General features: G+C 55.1%; 12 protein-coding genes and 1 tRNA gene. 5 read left to right on the top strand and 8 right to left on the bottom strand.

Annotated features, from left to right (window positions below; genetic code table 11):
• Positions 1–5: 5 nt before the first annotated feature.
• Positions 6–521 carry a hypothetical protein gene (locus RBR60_RS02960; protein ID WP_320354317.1) on the bottom strand — a complete coding sequence of 172 codons (516 nt, stop codon included), beginning with the start codon at positions 519–521 and terminating at the stop codon, positions 6–8.
• Positions 522–614: 93 nt separating this feature from the next.
• On the bottom strand, positions 615–1937 hold the full coding sequence (locus RBR60_RS02955) for a M23 family metallopeptidase (protein WP_320354315.1): 1323 nt from the start codon (positions 1935–1937) through the stop codon (positions 615–617).
• 243 nt (positions 1938–2180) lie between these two features.
• Here RBR60_RS02955 and RBR60_RS02950 point away from each other — a divergent pair, with 243 nt between their 5' ends.
• Positions 2181–3170 carry a FadR/GntR family transcriptional regulator gene (locus RBR60_RS02950; protein ID WP_320354313.1) on the top strand — a complete coding sequence of 330 codons (990 nt, stop codon included), beginning with the start codon at positions 2181–2183 and terminating at the stop codon, positions 3168–3170.
• Positions 3052–6633, top strand: a complete 3582-nt coding sequence (locus RBR60_RS02945; RefSeq protein ID WP_320354347.1) for a proline dehydrogenase family protein — start codon at positions 3052–3054, stop codon at positions 6631–6633. The genes RBR60_RS02950 and RBR60_RS02945 overlap by 119 nt, the downstream gene beginning before the upstream one ends.
• 321 nt (positions 6634–6954) lie before the next feature.
• Here the strand turns inward: RBR60_RS02945 and RBR60_RS02940 are convergent, their stop codons facing one another.
• Positions 6955–7188 carry a hypothetical protein gene (locus RBR60_RS02940; RefSeq protein ID WP_320354311.1) on the bottom strand — a complete coding sequence of 78 codons (234 nt, stop codon included), beginning with the start codon at positions 7186–7188 and terminating at the stop codon, positions 6955–6957.
• Between the two features lie 236 nt (positions 7189–7424).
• Between RBR60_RS02940 and RBR60_RS02935 the strand changes: the two genes are divergently transcribed.
• The gene (locus RBR60_RS02935) at positions 7425–7985 is read left to right on the top strand and encodes a DUF1007 family protein (protein ID WP_320354309.1); all 561 of its coding nucleotides are present in this window, start codon (positions 7425–7427) and stop codon (positions 7983–7985) included.
• 170 nt (positions 7986–8155) lie between these two features.
• Positions 8156–8917, top strand: coding sequence for a hypothetical protein (locus tag RBR60_RS02930; protein WP_320354307.1), 762 nt, complete (start codon positions 8156–8158; stop codon positions 8915–8917).
• 48 nt (positions 8918–8965) lie between these two features.
• Here RBR60_RS02930 and thiL read toward each other — a convergent pair whose 3' ends face one another.
• From thiL to lnt, 3 genes are all read right to left on the bottom strand, one after another.
• On the bottom strand, positions 8966–10492 hold the full coding sequence (thiL, locus tag RBR60_RS02925) for a thiamine-phosphate kinase (protein WP_320354305.1): 1527 nt from the start codon (positions 10490–10492) through the stop codon (positions 8966–8968).
• Positions 10489–11602, bottom strand: a protein-coding gene (prfB, locus tag RBR60_RS02920; RefSeq protein WP_413815443.1) for a peptide chain release factor 2 whose coding sequence is annotated in 2 segments (ribosomal slippage) — positions 10489–11544 and positions 11546–11602 — 1113 coding nt in all. Because the reading frame shifts where the segments join, the coding sequence is not laid out codon by codon here. The genes thiL and prfB overlap by 4 nt, the downstream gene beginning before the upstream one ends.
• Before the next feature lie 2 nt (positions 11603–11604).
• Entirely contained in the window at positions 11605–13200 is a 1596-nt protein-coding gene (gene lnt / locus RBR60_RS02915) for an apolipoprotein N-acyltransferase (protein WP_320354302.1), read from the bottom strand.
• Positions 13201–13343: 143 nt separating this feature from the next.
• On the opposite strand from lnt, the gene RBR60_RS02910 reads away from it, so the two are divergent.
• On the top strand, positions 13344–13655 hold the full coding sequence (locus RBR60_RS02910; RefSeq protein WP_320354300.1) for an STAS domain-containing protein: 312 nt from the start codon (positions 13344–13346) through the stop codon (positions 13653–13655).
• An 84-nt stretch (positions 13656–13739) separates the two neighbouring features.
• Here RBR60_RS02910 and RBR60_RS02905 read toward each other — a convergent pair.
• Together RBR60_RS02905 and RBR60_RS02900 are read right to left on the bottom strand one after the other, a co-directional pair.
• Positions 13740–13816, bottom strand: a tRNA-Pro gene (locus RBR60_RS02905).
• Between the two features lie 75 nt (positions 13817–13891).
• A complete protein-coding gene (locus tag RBR60_RS02900) occupies positions 13892–14614 on the bottom strand; it encodes an N-acetylmuramoyl-L-alanine amidase (RefSeq protein ID WP_320354299.1) in 723 nt (240 codons plus the stop codon).
• Positions 14615–14665 lie beyond the last annotated feature (51 nt).

The following is a 14665-nucleotide window of genomic DNA, read 5'->3' as shown; positions in this document are numbered from 1 at the left end:
GGGGCCTATTCTTTTTTTGTTTCCCGGACGCTTTCAATTTTTTCAAGAAGCTCCCGGAGTTTTTGTTCAACGGATTCATGGGAATAGGGATCCTCCGGATGGGGCGGTTCTCCGGGTTTCTGAAAAAAGGGTTTTTCATTGTGAATCTGTCCCCATTTCAGATCCACCTGCCTTGTAAGTTCGTGGAGAAGGGCCGGAGTCTCTATATGAGATCCGATGAACATGTGAAGGTATTCAAAGGGACTTTCCATGTGTTGAGCGATTTGAAGATCGTTTTCCTTTAGAGTTTTCTGAAGTACGGAGAGGAGGATGCGGGAGGAATCCTGGAGATGGTTTTCGAGGAAGACCTGGAGTTTTGCGATAATCTGATCCAGAGCGGGAATGGGGTTGTGGCCTTTCATGAAATTTCCCCCTTCCCGGCCGATGGCCTCGGCCAGGGTAAATTTTCTCTGGCTCCGCACTTCTCTCTGGAGTCTGGCGTTTTCCCGCTGCTGCTTGTTTTTTTCATCTTCTGAACCCATGAATCCGTTCTCCTTTCCCCTGAGAGGGCGACAAACGTCCTTTGGATCTGAAGCGACAACGCGGGATTGCATCCTTCCATCCCCTGTACCTTTTTAGAGCGCGCTCTTTTTCGATCCAGGGCTGTCGGGTTTTTCAGGATCGATTTTGCGGGCATAGTGGATATCCAGCTGGGGTTTCAGGCTGGCCACAAGGGAGGCAAATTCTTCTCTGCGCTCTTCGGGCAGAGGGTTGGCCCTGGGGGCTTCAATGCCGGTTGGGTCCACGGGGGTGCCATCCTTGGTCATGCGGAAGCAGACATGGGGTCCTGTGGCGAATCCGGACTGGCCCACATAACCGATGAGTTCTCCCTGTTTTACTTTTTTGCCCGCCCGCATTCCCCTTGCAAAGCCGGACATGTGGAGGTAGGCGGTTTCATATCCGTTTCCGTGCCGGATGCGGACATAACGCCCGGAGCTGGGATTCTGGGTCACCTGGAGGAGGACGCCATCACCTGCGGCATAGATGGGCGTGCCCACGGGAGCGGCATAGTCCACACCATAGTGGGGTCTGTATTCCTTCAGAACAGGGTGGTAGCGGCGGAGGGAGAATCCGGAGGAAATACGTGTGAAAGCCACGGGGCTTTTGAGGAACATCCGGTTGAGATTTTCGCCCGATGAGCTGTAAAAATCTGCCCCATCTGCGTGTTCAAAGCGGTAAGCATCAAAACGTTTTCCCTGCACCACAAATTCTGCGGCAAGAATATTTCCGTAGCCCTGGAAGGTCTCATTATGAAAACGTTTTTCCACCACAACGGCAAAGGTATCCCCCTGGCGCAGATCCTTCAGAAAGTCGATTTCCCAGCCGAAGAGATTGCCGAGCCTCACGGCAAGCACCATATCTTCGGGCGTTTTCATGGCTTCGGAAAGGCTTGTGGTAATGCTGCCCTGGATGGTTGCCACTTCAATGTCAAAGTCCATGGCATTCATGTTGGCATGGAAGCCCTCCTCATCCAGATCCACCCCAAGAAACCGGGTGGCGTCCACGGCATATTCGAAGCGGGAAAAGGTCCCGTCTGTGGTGATGATGCGGTATTCCCGTCCCACGCGCAGTCTTCTGAGGTCAAAAAGGGGCTTGGAGGCTGTGGCCAGATCATGAATCTGAGCGGATGTCAGCCAGGGGCTCAGGATGCGGCTTGCTGTGTCACCGGAACGAACGGTTCCGATATGGATTTCTTCTTCGGGGGTTGTAGGAGAGGGAGAGAGGCTTTCCGTGAATTCGGGATCTGTGGTGTTTGTTTCCTTTTCTTCTCCCAGGCAGGCCAGGGTGGCTTCGTCATGGCCAGGGGAAAGGCTGGGACCGGCGAGGGACTGGAGGCCGGAGTGGATAAAAAAAAGGCTTCCCAGAAGGAGTGAGGCTGGAATAATTAATTTTTTCATTGGGTTATGTTGATTTTTCTTTTTGTTTGGTTGGGTATAAAAAATCCTTCAAGAGTGTAGGACGGTCATTCGGAACACAACTGAAAAAAACCTCTAACATGATGGGCGAAGATCTGTCAAAGTTCTTTGTATACATTTGTTTGTTCTGCAAAAGGTTTTTTGTCTGATGGGTGGGGGCTTGGTAAAGGATCCATGGTTTTTGAGGTGACGGGAAATCCGGGATTGACGAAAAGGGGTCAGGATTTGTATAAAAGGTCTAACCATTATAGCTCTTCCGTGGTAAAGGAGGGCAAAAGGGGTTCGGGTACGGTGTATATGTTTGAAAAAGCCAAACAGAACAGAATGTTTCAGGATGTTGTTGATCAGATTCAGGACGCCATTCTGGAAGGGCGCATGGGCCAGGGAGACAAGCTGCCGCCGGAGCGGGAGCTCAAGGAAACCTTTCAGGTCAGCCGGGGAACCCTGCGTGAGGCCCTGCGAGTTCTGGAGCAAAAAGGACTCATTGAAATCCGCCTCGGCGTGGGCGGCGGGGCCTTTGTCCGGGAAGTGGCCACTGGGCCAGTGACCGAGGGGTTGGGCCTTCTTCTGCGCAGGCACCGGGTATCTGCATCGGATCTGGCGGAGTTCAGAAAAGACCTGGAAGGCGGGATCGCAGCACTGGCGGCAAGAAAGGCGCGGGAAGAAGACATTGCCCTTTTGCGCGAATTTCTGCGGGATATGGCCCAGGCTCTGGAAGATCCCTTTGACTGGGAGGCTGTGATCAGCGCAGATAACCGGGTGCATCTGGCCCTCGGTGAGATGGCGGGCAATGCGGTGTACCGAACCATCCAGGCCACCATCCATGCGAATATTCATCCCTATTTTGATCGGTATGTCCCAAGGGACAAGGAAACCCTTGAGGGCAATTACAAAGACCTCTGCCTTGTGGTGGAAGCCGTGGCTGCGGGGGACGCTTCCCTTGCGGATCAGGCCATGCAGGCCCATCTGGCCCGGTATGACGGGTATATTGAAAGTGCGGATGCGGCGGATATGCAGTCTCAGGGCAGGGAGACTTCCATCGGGTTTACAGATATCAAAGGAGAAGATCATGCAGCAGATAAACCAGGACCCGGTCATCCACCGGGCCGCAGCCCTGGCCGCCCGGTGGCAAAACCACGCCAATTCACTTCTGACCCAGGAAGAACGCCGCATCCAGAACCAGATGGCAGCCCTTCTGAACCGTCCGGAAGATAAGGTCATTCTGACCAAGCTCATTGACCGGAGTTTCCGGTCTTCGGACTGCGCCCGGGTGGCGGATCAGGTGGCGCGCATTCTCGATACGGACGGCATTCCCCGTTTCTTCAGCCTTCCGGAAAAGATGCTGGCCCTGCTCTTCACCCTGGCGGGCCGCCATGTGCCGGGCGTGTCCGTGCCGAAGCTGGTGGACGCCATCCGCAAACAGAGCGGGCGGGCCATTGTGCCCGGAGAAGCCGGGGCCTTCCGCAGCCATCTGGCGCGGCGCAGGGCGGAAGGGGTTCGCATGAACATCAACCACCTGGGCGAGGCTGTTCTGGGCGAGGCCGAATGTCAGGAGCGGCTCAAGACCTATGTGGAAGACTTAAAAGACCCGGACATCGAGTACATTTCCGTCAAGATTTCCACCATCTATTCCCAGATCAATTCCCTGGCCTTTGAAGAGACCGTGGCCGTTCTGGTGGAAAGACTTTCCCTTCTTTACCGCACCGCAGCCAGCCATTTCTACCGCCATCCGGACGGGCGGCGCACGACCAAGTTCGTGAACCTTGACATGGAGGAATACCGGGATCTTTCCATCACGGCGGCGGCTTTCTGCCGCACCCTGGAGCAGGAGGCCTTTTTCCATCTGGAGGCGGGCATTGTGCTTCAGGCCTATCTTCCCGATGCCTGGCCCATGCAGAACCAGCTCACGGACTGGGCGAAAAAGCGGGTGGAAGCAGGCGGGGCCCCCATCAGAATCCGCATTGTCAAAGGGGCCAACATGGAGATGGAACAGGTGGATGCCGCCCTCCACAACTGGCCCCTTGCGCCCTATGACAACAAGCTTTCCGTGGATGCCAACTACAAGCGTATGGTGGACTACGGCATGAGGCCTGAAAACATCCGGGCCGTGCATCTGGGCATTGCCTCCCACAATCTTTTTGAGCTGGCCTATGCCTGGGAGCGGGCCAGCGCCAACGGCGTGACGGAACGCATCGGCTTTGAGATGCTTGAAGGTATGGCCGACCATGTGCGCCGGGCCATTCAGGAGATGACGGCCGGGGTGCTGTACTACGCGCCTGTGGCGGGAAAAGAGCAGTTCATCAATGCCATTGCCTACCTGATCCGCAGGCTGGATGAAAATACGGGGCCGGAAAACTTCCTGCGCTATGCCTGCAGGCTTTCCACAGCTTCAGCGGAATGGAAGTTTCTTGAAGGCCAGTATCTCGCCTCCTGCAGGGAAAAGGAAGCGCTTGCGGTTCTCACCCACCGCAGCCAGAACCGCAGCACCGAGGATGCAGGTCTTCCGAAGGGGACTTTCCACGAGAAGCGCTTTGTCAACGAGGCGGATACGGATTTTTCCCTGGAAGCCAACCGCAGATGGGCAGAGGCCGTTCGGGAAAAATGGGAGGTGCGGGAAGGAAAAGAGGCGCTGCGCATTCCCCTTGTCATTGGCGGTGAGGAAATTCTTGAAGGCAGAAGCCTTGAAAAGCAGGAAGATCCTTCCAGCGCTCAGGGAGACCGTCGGCGTGTGGCCGCCCTTTTTGCCCTGGGCACAAAGGAGGATGTGGAAAAAGCCGTGCGGATTGCGAAGGCGGATCCCGACGGCTGGCGCAGCCTTTCCTTTGGGGAGCGTCATGAAAAACTCTCCCGTGTGGCCGCCGAACTCCGGGCCTTAAGGGGAGATCTCATGGGGGCTTGTGCCGCCAACACGGGAAAACTTTTTTCCGAGGCCGATCCTGAGATCAGTGAAGCCATCGATTTTGCCGAATACTATCCTTTGTCTGCGGAAGCCTTCACCCGTCTGCCTGGTGTCGCGGTGCAGGGTAAGGGAGTCGGCGTTGTGGTTTCTCCCTGGAACTTTCCCGTGGCCATTCCCTGTGGCGGACTTGTGGCTTCCCTTGCCGCAGGCAACACGGTGATTTTCAAACCCGCCAGCGATGCCGTGCTTTCCGCATGGATACTCTGTCAGGCCTTCTGGAAGGCGGGGATTTCCCGCAATACCCTCCAGTTTCTTCCCGGTTCCGGATCAAAGGTGGGCGCAGGTCTTGTCACCCATCCGGATGTGGACTTTGTGATCCTGACGGGGGGCACGGAAACGGGACTGCGGATTTTAAAGGACAGGCCGGGTCTCTTCCTTTGTGCGGAAACGGGCGGGAAGAACGCCACCATCGTTTCTTCCATGAGCGATCGGGATGCGGCCATCGCCAATGTCATCCATTCTGCCTTCAGCAATACGGGGCAGAAGTGTTCCGCCACCTCCCTGCTCATTCTCGAAAAGGATGTGTACGAGGATGAAAAATTCCGCCAGCAGCTCGTGGATGCGGCCAGAAGCTGGCATGTGGGCAGTCCCTGGGATTTTCGTTCCAAAATGGGGCCTCTGGTGCGGCCCCCTTCCGGAGATCTTCTCCGTGCCCTGACCACCCTGGAGCCTGGGGAGGAATGGGCCCTTCAGCCAAGGCAGGTGGGCGACAACCCCTATCTCTGGACACCGGGCATCAAATACGGCACGCGGGAGGGAAGCTATTCCCACATGACGGAATTTTTCGGGCCCGTTCTCTCTGTCATGCGGGCGGAGAATCTGGAGCATGCCATTTCCATGGTGAACGCCACGGGCTATGGCCTTACCTCTGCCCTGGAAAGCCTGGATGTGCGGGAACAGGAATGCTGGAAGGAGACCCTGAAGGCGGGCAATCTCTATATCAACCGGGGCAGCACCGGCGCCATCGTTTTGCGTCAGCCCTTTGGCGGCATGGGAAAATCGGCCTTAGGCTGTGGTATCAAGGCGGGGGGGCCGAACTATGTGAGCCAGTTTATGAACTTTGAGGAAAAGGGCTGGCCTGCTGCCGGGCCTCTGGCTTCGGATCATGCTGTCCTCCGTCTGGCCCAGGATCTGGAGTCCAGGGCGAAATGGGGCCTTTTCGGGGAGGATCAGGAGGATATTCTCCGTTTTGCCCGTGCCGTGGAAAGCTATCTCTTCTGGTGGCAGGAGGAATTTTCAAAGGAAAAAGATTATTTCCGTCTGAGGGGACAGGACAACCTTGTGCGCTACAGGCCCGTGGGCCGGGTGCTGATCCGCATCCATGACAGGGACAGTCTCTTTGAGGTGCTGGCCCGCATTGCCGCCTGTCGGATTACGGGTGCATCCTTTGAACTCAGCATGGATCCTTCCTGCCGGAACCGGGTTCGGGATTTTCTGTCAGGCCATTGGGGGAAGAGTCTTCTGGGAGAGGGGTGTGTCAGTCTTGAGACGGATAAGGTTCTCATGGCCCGCATGGGACGGGTGGACCGTATCCGCTATGCTGCGGAAGACCGGGTGCCCGCTGCCCTGCTGGAAAAGGCTGCGGAAACGGGATTCTATGTGGCGCGAACTCCGGTTTTCATGGAAGGCCGCATGGAGCTTCTGCAATACCTGAAAGAGCAGAGCATCTGTCACAATTATCACCGCTACGGGAACCTGGGTGAGCGGGGACTTTTATAACCTGTAAGATCTGGATGAAAAGAGGAGAAAGGGCCTGCTGCTTTTGCGGCGGGCTTTTTTGTTTGGATGGCAAGAGCTCGGAAGCCTCTGCCAAGGGATACGATTTTTTACACAGTCAGGGAAGGGGAGCTTCTGCGATTCTGTTCTTTGGGTTTATGTCTGCATTTTTCAAAAGTTTTTTGAGATGAGAGGGGGCCCTTTCATGCATAGCCAGGGGCGGGTTTGGAATTCGGAGGACTCGGCCGGAAGGATATGCGTGTTTTTTTGATGCAGGAGAAGCATGGAAGTCCATGAGGGGAGGCAGGGAAAAGACGCTGGTGCTTATTGGGGGGCATTTTTTTTGTGGATCATGGCTTCGCGCTCTTTGGTGTAGGCCTCATAGGAGGGCATTTTCTCCACCCTTTCCAGACAGCGCGCCTGCTCGGATTCATGCAGCTGATAACAATCCATGCGCTGTATGCCATGGGTGGCTTCATAGGAGCCTTTGGTGTTGCATCCAAAGCTGAAAAGAAAAAAGCTGAGCAGCATCAAGGAAAAGACAGAGGCGGTTTTCATGGGGCCTTCCTTTCACGGATGGAGGAAAAGCTTTATTTTTTAAGGTTAGCCTTGTCCGTTCTTTTTTTCCAGCAAAAAACTTTCCGGGATTGTGGATGAATGTTAAATTCGGATCTGTTTTTTCAGGGCGGTTTTGCGGAGAATATCTTGAGGCGTGAAAAGGCGTTTTCATGGGGAAAAAAAAACAGAAGGAGCGGGGTCTGTCTGGCCTGGGTCTGATATTTTTTTTAGGGATCATGCTGTGGGGTTCCGGGCCGCTCTTTGCCCATCCCCATGTTTTTGTACAGGCTGGGGTGGACATTGTTCTTGGCGAAGAGGGCGTGGAAGGAGTCTGGCAGCACTGGGTTTTTGATGAGTACTTCAGCGCCTGGGTGATCGAAGACTTTGATCTTAATAAAGACGGACAGTTCTGTGAGGCGGAGTTGAAGGTGGTGTATGAGGAAACCTTCAGAAACCTTGAAAACCATGGGTTTTTTACCCGGATTCTGAAAAACGGGAAGACGCTTCCGATCACGGGTATCGAGGGCTTTGCCGTGGAGATCAGGGAAGGGCATGCCATCTACTCTTTTTATGTCCCCATGAAACTTCTCGTGGGTTCAGAAAAAGAGAGCTTTCTCATTGCTGTGTATGATGAGGATTTTTACTGTCATCTCTTTTTCCCACCGGAAAAACTGGGAGTGAAGGGAAAAACGGAGCTGTGGCGGGTGGAGTCCCGGCCGAGGGAGATGCCCGAGCTTGCCTACTATTTTGGTTTCATGAATCCCGTAGCCCTTGAAATCCATGTGATGCGACCATGAAAAGAACTGTTTTTTCTCTTGTTTTTTTACTTGTGATGTTTAGCCTGACTCTTCAGTCTGTCCATTCGGCCAGTCCATTCCGGCCTGGGCCCGCACAAAAAGAGGAACCCGTCTCTTCCGGCGTATCCCATCTGTTGCCCGCCTGGGTGAGGGATACGGGGGGGCAGGTGATGGGCAGGCTTCTTTTGTGGCAGGCTCAGATACGCCAGAAGGCGGGAGGTTATGCCCGTGAGATCCGGGAAAATCCATGGGGATCGGCCTTTTGGTCTTACATGGGGCTTGCCTTTCTCTATGGCGTTGTGCATGCCTTTGGCCCTGGTCACGGCAAGGTGTTTGTGAGTACCTATTTCCTGAGCCGTAAGGGCCGTGTTGCACAGGCTTTTCTCATGGGCGGGCTCATGGGATTTTTCCATGTATTCTCGGCCCTTGTACTGGTTTTATTTTTTTACTTTATCATGAAGTCCGGTGGAATGGCATCCGTGGACGGGGCAGGACGCTCTTTGCAGCAGTTCAGTGCGGCAATGATTGCCCTTGTGGGGTTTTTTCTTGTCTGGCGGGGGATAAAGGCCCTGTTTGATGGCGAGGAGCAGGGAGCCTCTGGATGCCTGGCCTCTTCCCATGCGGACACCCGTAGCCTTTTTTCCTTAAGCCTTGCCGTGGGCATGGTTCCCTGCCCCGGTGCGGCGCTGATCCTGTTTTTTTCCCTTTCCCTGGATATCCTCCTGGCCGGGGTGCTGGCCATGGTTTTTCTGGCCGCAGGCCTTTCTTTCACCACAAGCCTTTTTGCTCTCCTGGCCCTTTTTGCGCGTAAAGCCATGGGGCATGGAAGATCTGAAAAACGAAGACCACCCTTTTGGCATCAGCTGCCGCCCCTTGCAGGGGCTGTGTGTATCACCCTTCTTGGTATTTTTCTTTTTTTTAACCCCCTCTGAGCCGAAGGCTTAAAAAGGGGGGAAGGGTGAGGGGGGGCGTGAGAATGATCAGCCGGGAGAGGGGGGGCCTTCGTGGGAAAAACCCGACACGGCCCAGGAGGGAAGGCCTGTGACCCGACCTGTGGAGGGTTCCTGACAGCGGCCGATGCGGCGTATGCCCGGCAGCAGGGGCTTCAGTTTTTCAGCAAGATCCTGGTTGGCGCTGAAAAGAAGTTCATAGTCTTCTCCGCCCGTGAGGGCAAAACGCAGAGGATCTTCTCCATACTGGCTGCAATAGGCCAGAAGCTCCGGAGAAAGGGGAAGGCTGTCCGGCTCAAACGCGAAGGTCAGGGCAGAGGCTTTTGCCATGTGGGCCGCATCACCCGCAAGCCCGTCGCTGATGTCCATGACACAACAAACTCCGGCCTTAAAAAGCAGGGCAGCGGCATCAAACCGCGCCTTCGGGCAGCGGAATTTTTCCGCAAGCAGGGGATGCTCCTTTTCCCTTCCCCTGAACAGGGCATGGCAGCCCGCAGCCGCGTCTCCGAGAAAGCCTGTCACGTAAAGACCTTCTCCTGCCTGCGCCAAAGATCGCCTTGGAAAGAAGCCTTCTCCTTCTCCCACGAAAAAAAGATCGAGACACAAGACTTCTGCCTTACAGATGTTGCCTCCCCCAATGCTGCCCCCCGTTTCCTCCAGGGCCCTTTCCATGCCTTTTTGCAGGGCGAGAATATCTTTTTCCCTTTCTTCCGCAGGCAGCCCGAGATTGACAAAAAGGGCCACGGGCCGGGCAAAGGAAGCGGCAAGGTCACTGGCTGCTGCCATGACGGCCTTGTAGCCCAGGGCTTCATGGGACATCCAGCCCCTTAAGAAATGAATGCCCTCCCTCTGGGTATCCGTAGAAATCACGGGCCGGGTCAGGGCGCTGAGCAGGGCTGCGTCATCCCCGGACCCCACCAGAATCCGGGCATCCTTTTTCCGGGACCGGAGCTTTTCAATGAGGGAGAACTCCTGCCATGCCGAAGGCCGGGAGATGAGTCCGGAAGATCCGCCGAAGCGGCTGTGCCAGGCATCAAAGCGGGCCAGCTGATCCTCTCCGAAGCCTTTCAGCTGTTTTCTGATTTGAAAAAGGGGTTTTTCCCTTCCCGCATCTCCCGGATTTTTGGAAAAGAACTTGTCCGCATAGCAGAGGATTTCCTCCTCAAGGCTCTGGGGCCGCATATCCCTTACGGGCAGGGGGAGACCTGCCTTGAGGATCTCCCCTTCTCCAAGGCCTGTCCCCGTATGGCGCTCACAGACCAGGGCATGTCTGAAAAGCCCTTCTGCCTCAAGGATTTCCCGGCCGAGATAGCCGTGGCAGATGTAAGCCTCTTTCCCATGGCAACCGATGTCCGGCGCATGGGTTTTTCCGATGCCGATATCATGGAGAAGGGCCGCCTCGGCAATGAAGTCCAGATCCGGGCCTTCTGCTGCCACATGAAGGGCCGCTTCCAGGGCTTTTTTTGCCACCATGCGCGAGTGCTGGAGCAGGATCTCCCTTGCCGGATGCCCTTTGGGGTAGTGACGGTCAAAGATTTCAAGGATCTTCGGGTTCATGCCCTGCCCTTTGTCTGGCTTTTTCTCAGAAGCTCCGCCTTGATGAAGCCGTCGAGGTTGCCGTCAAGCACGGACTGGCTGTTGCCCGTTTCGTGGTTTGTCCTGTGGTCCTTGATCATCTGGTAGGGATGGAGCACATAGGAGCGGATCTGGGAGCCCCAGGCGATTTCGCCCTTGCTGTCGTGCATGTCCTGGAGTTTTTCCTCCTGCTTCTGTTTTTCCATCTGATACAGCCGGGACTGGAGCATCTTAAAGGCGATTTCACGGTTTCTGTGCTGGGATTTTTCCTGCTGGCAGGAAACCACAATACCCGTGGGCTGGTGGGTGATGCGGATGGCGGAACTGGTCTTGTTCACATGCTGACCGCCTGCGCCCGAGGCCCGGAACACGTCAATGCGCAGATCCTTTTCATCAATTTCGATCTCAATGTCCTGGTTCAGTTCCGGATAAACAAAAACCGAGGCAAAGGAGGTCTGGCGCTTGCCGTTGGCGTTGAAGGGGGAAATCCGCACCAGGCGGTGGACACCGGATTCGGTTTTCAGGTAGCCGAAGGCATACTCCCCGCTCACGGTGAAGGTGACCCCCTTGATGCCCGCCTCGTCTCCGGGCTGATAATCCACCATCTGCATGGTAAATCCCTTGCGCTCCACCCAGCGGCTGTACATGCGGAAAAGCATTTCCGCCCAGTCCTGGGCCTCGGTGCCGCCCGCACCGGCGTTGATGGAGACAATGGCTGTGGCCATGTCATCCTCCCCATCCAGCATGAGCTTAAGGGAAAAATCATCAAGAGCATCTTCCACGGCATCCATCTGGAGGGCCACATCGCGGATGGTTTCCGTATCCTCTTCTTCCATGGCCATTTCCAGAAGCATTTCCGCATCATTTACGGCGGTTTCGATTTTCTGGTAAGCGTCGAGTTTTCCGGAAAGCAGGCTGCGTTCCTGGAGGATGGGTTTGGCGGCATCGGGATTGTTCCAGAAATCCTTGTTGCCGATGATGGATTCGATCTCACTCAAACGGTAGTTGAGGTGATCGAGGTCAAAGACACCCCTTTAACTGAAGGAGTTGGGCGCGGTGTTCCTTGGTGCGCTGCTTCAGTTCTGCGGACATGATCATTCTCCTGCATGGTTTTGGATGAAGCCTTTTTTCGTCGAAAAAAAGGGCAGATATGCATAAGCAACATAGAATACTAGCACAAAGAGGCAGGTTCGGGCAAAAAAATCCCCCATTCGGGCATAGATTGTCTGTCCGCTGAGAAGGGGGGCTTTCCCGTGAAGAACATAGGGGACGTCCATGGGGCTTTCCTTGGCCAGGATACCCGTGGGCAGGATCAGGGCGCTGATACCCGTATTTGCGCTGCGCACCACGCTTCTGCGGAACTCCACGGCCCTGAAGATGCTGAAGTCCAGATGCTGACGCGGGCCTCCACTTCTGCCGAACCAGGCATCATTGGTCTGAACGGCAAGGAGTTCGGCTCCTGCCAGTACGGCTTTCCGGGATATGTAGGGAAAGACGCTTTCAAAGCAGATGAGGGGAGCAAGGCCCGTATTCTGAAGACGGAGAACGGGCGGTCGCGTCCCGGCGGTGAAATAGCCTGCGGGTACGATGATTTTTTCAAGAAAGGGGAAGAAATCTTTCAGGGGCACGTATTCGCCAAAGGGAACGAGATGGGCTTTGTCGTAGCGGGAAAGCAGCCTGCCCGAAGGATCGATGAGGTAACTGGCATTGAAAAGGGAAAGTTTTTTCTGGAAATCCAGGGCATAGGCAGGGCTGCCCACCAGGTGGTGAACTTCGGAATCCCGGATGATGTTCAGCAGCTTTTTTGTGGGCGCCTCTTCACTGAAAAGATAAAAGGGAGTGGCGGTTTCCGGCCAGAGGAAGAGGCGGGTTTCTCCGGAAGGAGGGTTTGCGGTAAGATCTTTTAAGATCAGATCCTGGTAGCGTTCCAGGGTGTAGGCCTGAAAGTCCGGATCCCATTTCTGATCCGGCGGCATGCACCCCTGAAGAATGCCGACAGCCAGTCTCGGGGCTTCATTGAGCCTGGATTCCAGTTCTGTGATGCGGATGTGACCATAAAGGCCAAGGCAGAGCCAGAGGGCCAGAGCGGCTGCGGGATATTTAAAGGCCTTTCCCGGAAAGGCCAGTGCTGTGTTCATAACAAGGAGGGCAAAGGAGAGGAGATAGACGCCTCCTGTGTCCGCACTTTGGATAAGAAGGGGGATGGGGGCCAGGCCGTGACCGGTCAGGGCCCAGGGAAAGCCTGAGAGGAGCTGCGCCCGAATGTATTCAAGGCCTGTCCAGATGGCGGGAGCGGCAAGAAAAAGAGAGCCCCCCCTCTGATGGATTTTTTGGATGAGCAGGGAGAAAAGGGCGGGATACAGGGCCAGGTAGGAGGCCAGGAGCCCGAGGGCTCCCAGGGCCGCAGGCCAGGGCAGACCACCGAAGGTGCGCACCGTAGGCGCCAGCCAGTGCAGAACAAGGGAGAAAAAAATAAAACCGAAGACAAAGCCCAGGCGGAAGGCTTTTCCCGGTGAACCGGAGCTTGCCGTGAGGCGGATGAGGGGAGCAAGGGCCACAAAGGCAAGGGGCCACAGACCTAAAGGAGGAAAGACGGCGGCAAAGAGAAGGGCGCAGAAGAACGCGAGGCTGAGGGGGAGAAGACAGGAGGGAGCAAGTCCGGGATTTCCGGAAAAAAAGGATAGATTCACATTGAGATTCCTTTTACCTTGTGCTACCTTTTTCATGTTTTCCAGCAAAGCCTCTTTGTCTGAATCCCGCCATTTATTTTTTTGTTTTCCCCTTGTCGGAATCCCGGCATCTCTTTTTTCCAAAATATTATGGAGCGCATGCCATGAGTCAGATTATAAAGGAAGAGGATCGGATTCTTGTCATTCCCGGCGTGGATATCGTTGCATCCATGGCCAATGATTTTCGTACGGAATTGCAGAACCTGATTCAGGAAAACAGTGGAGACATCCACCTGGACCTTGCGGGTGTGGAAATGGTCGACTCCGTGGGCATTGGTGTGATTATCGCCACGCATAATTCCTTGAACCGCAAGGGAAGAAAACTGAAGGTTGTGAACGTGGCCAAGGATATCTACAGCCTTTTCAGCACCATGCGCCTTGATCGGCACTTTTCCGTAGAGCCCCTGGCTTCCTGATTTTCTTTGCTTGTAATCTGGATACATGCGGGATCTCTGTATACATAAAAAAACGCCCTGTGTTTGCAGGGCGTTTTATGCATTTGGTCGGGGCGAGAGGATTCGAACCTCCGACATCCTGCTCCCAAAGCAGGCGCGCTACCAAGCTGCGCTACACCCCGTACAGATAAAAAATTCTTCTAACATGCTTCCTTTCTTTGCGCAAGCCTGTCCATCTCGAATCAGAAAAATTGTACTTAAAAAGTCGTATCCAGATAGGCGCGTATGCCGAGGGCGATGGACTGGGCCAATTGTCTGTGTGTTGCAGGATCGGAAAGCCAGAGTGCATCCTGGGGGGCATTGATGTGTCCCACTTCCAGAAAAACTGCGGGCATATCCAAGGGGGCGAGTATGGATATCTCTGCGGTCTGCAGGTGGATTTTTCTGGGGAGGGAGGCCTCTTTCAGGGACTGGGCGAGTTTTTGGGCCAGCAGGCTTGCCTGGGCAAGGTGGGAAATATAGCCCTGATGCCAGGTTTCCGGCTGGGGAGAGGGAGAGGATGGGGGCTCTGGCATGTGGAGAATACGCAGGGGGCCGGGTGTTTGTCCGAACCCTGCGCCTGTATGCAGGCTGATAAAGAGATGGGCTTTACGATTATTGGCCAGCTCTGCCCGGCGATCTGATCCGGGATCAAAATCCCCTTCCCGCGTGAGAAGCACGCGGCAGTGGCTTTGAAGCTCCCTGGCAATGGCCTGGGCCAGATGGAGGGTGATCTTTTTTTCAAGTGCCCCGCCCAGCCCGCGGGCTCCGGTGCTGGTGCCGCCATGACCGGGATCAAGGACAACAAGAACCTCTTTCCTGTTCAGTGGGAAGGCCCAGAGGGCACTGTTCAGGAGGGGAGCTGTGAAAAGGAAAATCAGGAGAAGAAAAACATATTTTTTTCGGATGTTTGTCTTTCTCGGAGTGGGTTGTGGGCGCAAATGGCTTTTTGCTTGACACATAGGAATGGCGTGATTAAATTTAAAAGATTG

The organism is Desulfobotulus sp. (assembly GCF_034006065.1).
Lineage (GTDB): Bacteria > Desulfobacterota > Desulfobacteria > Desulfobacterales > ASO4-4 > Desulfobotulus.
This window is presented reverse-complemented; position numbering and strand designations above follow the sequence as displayed.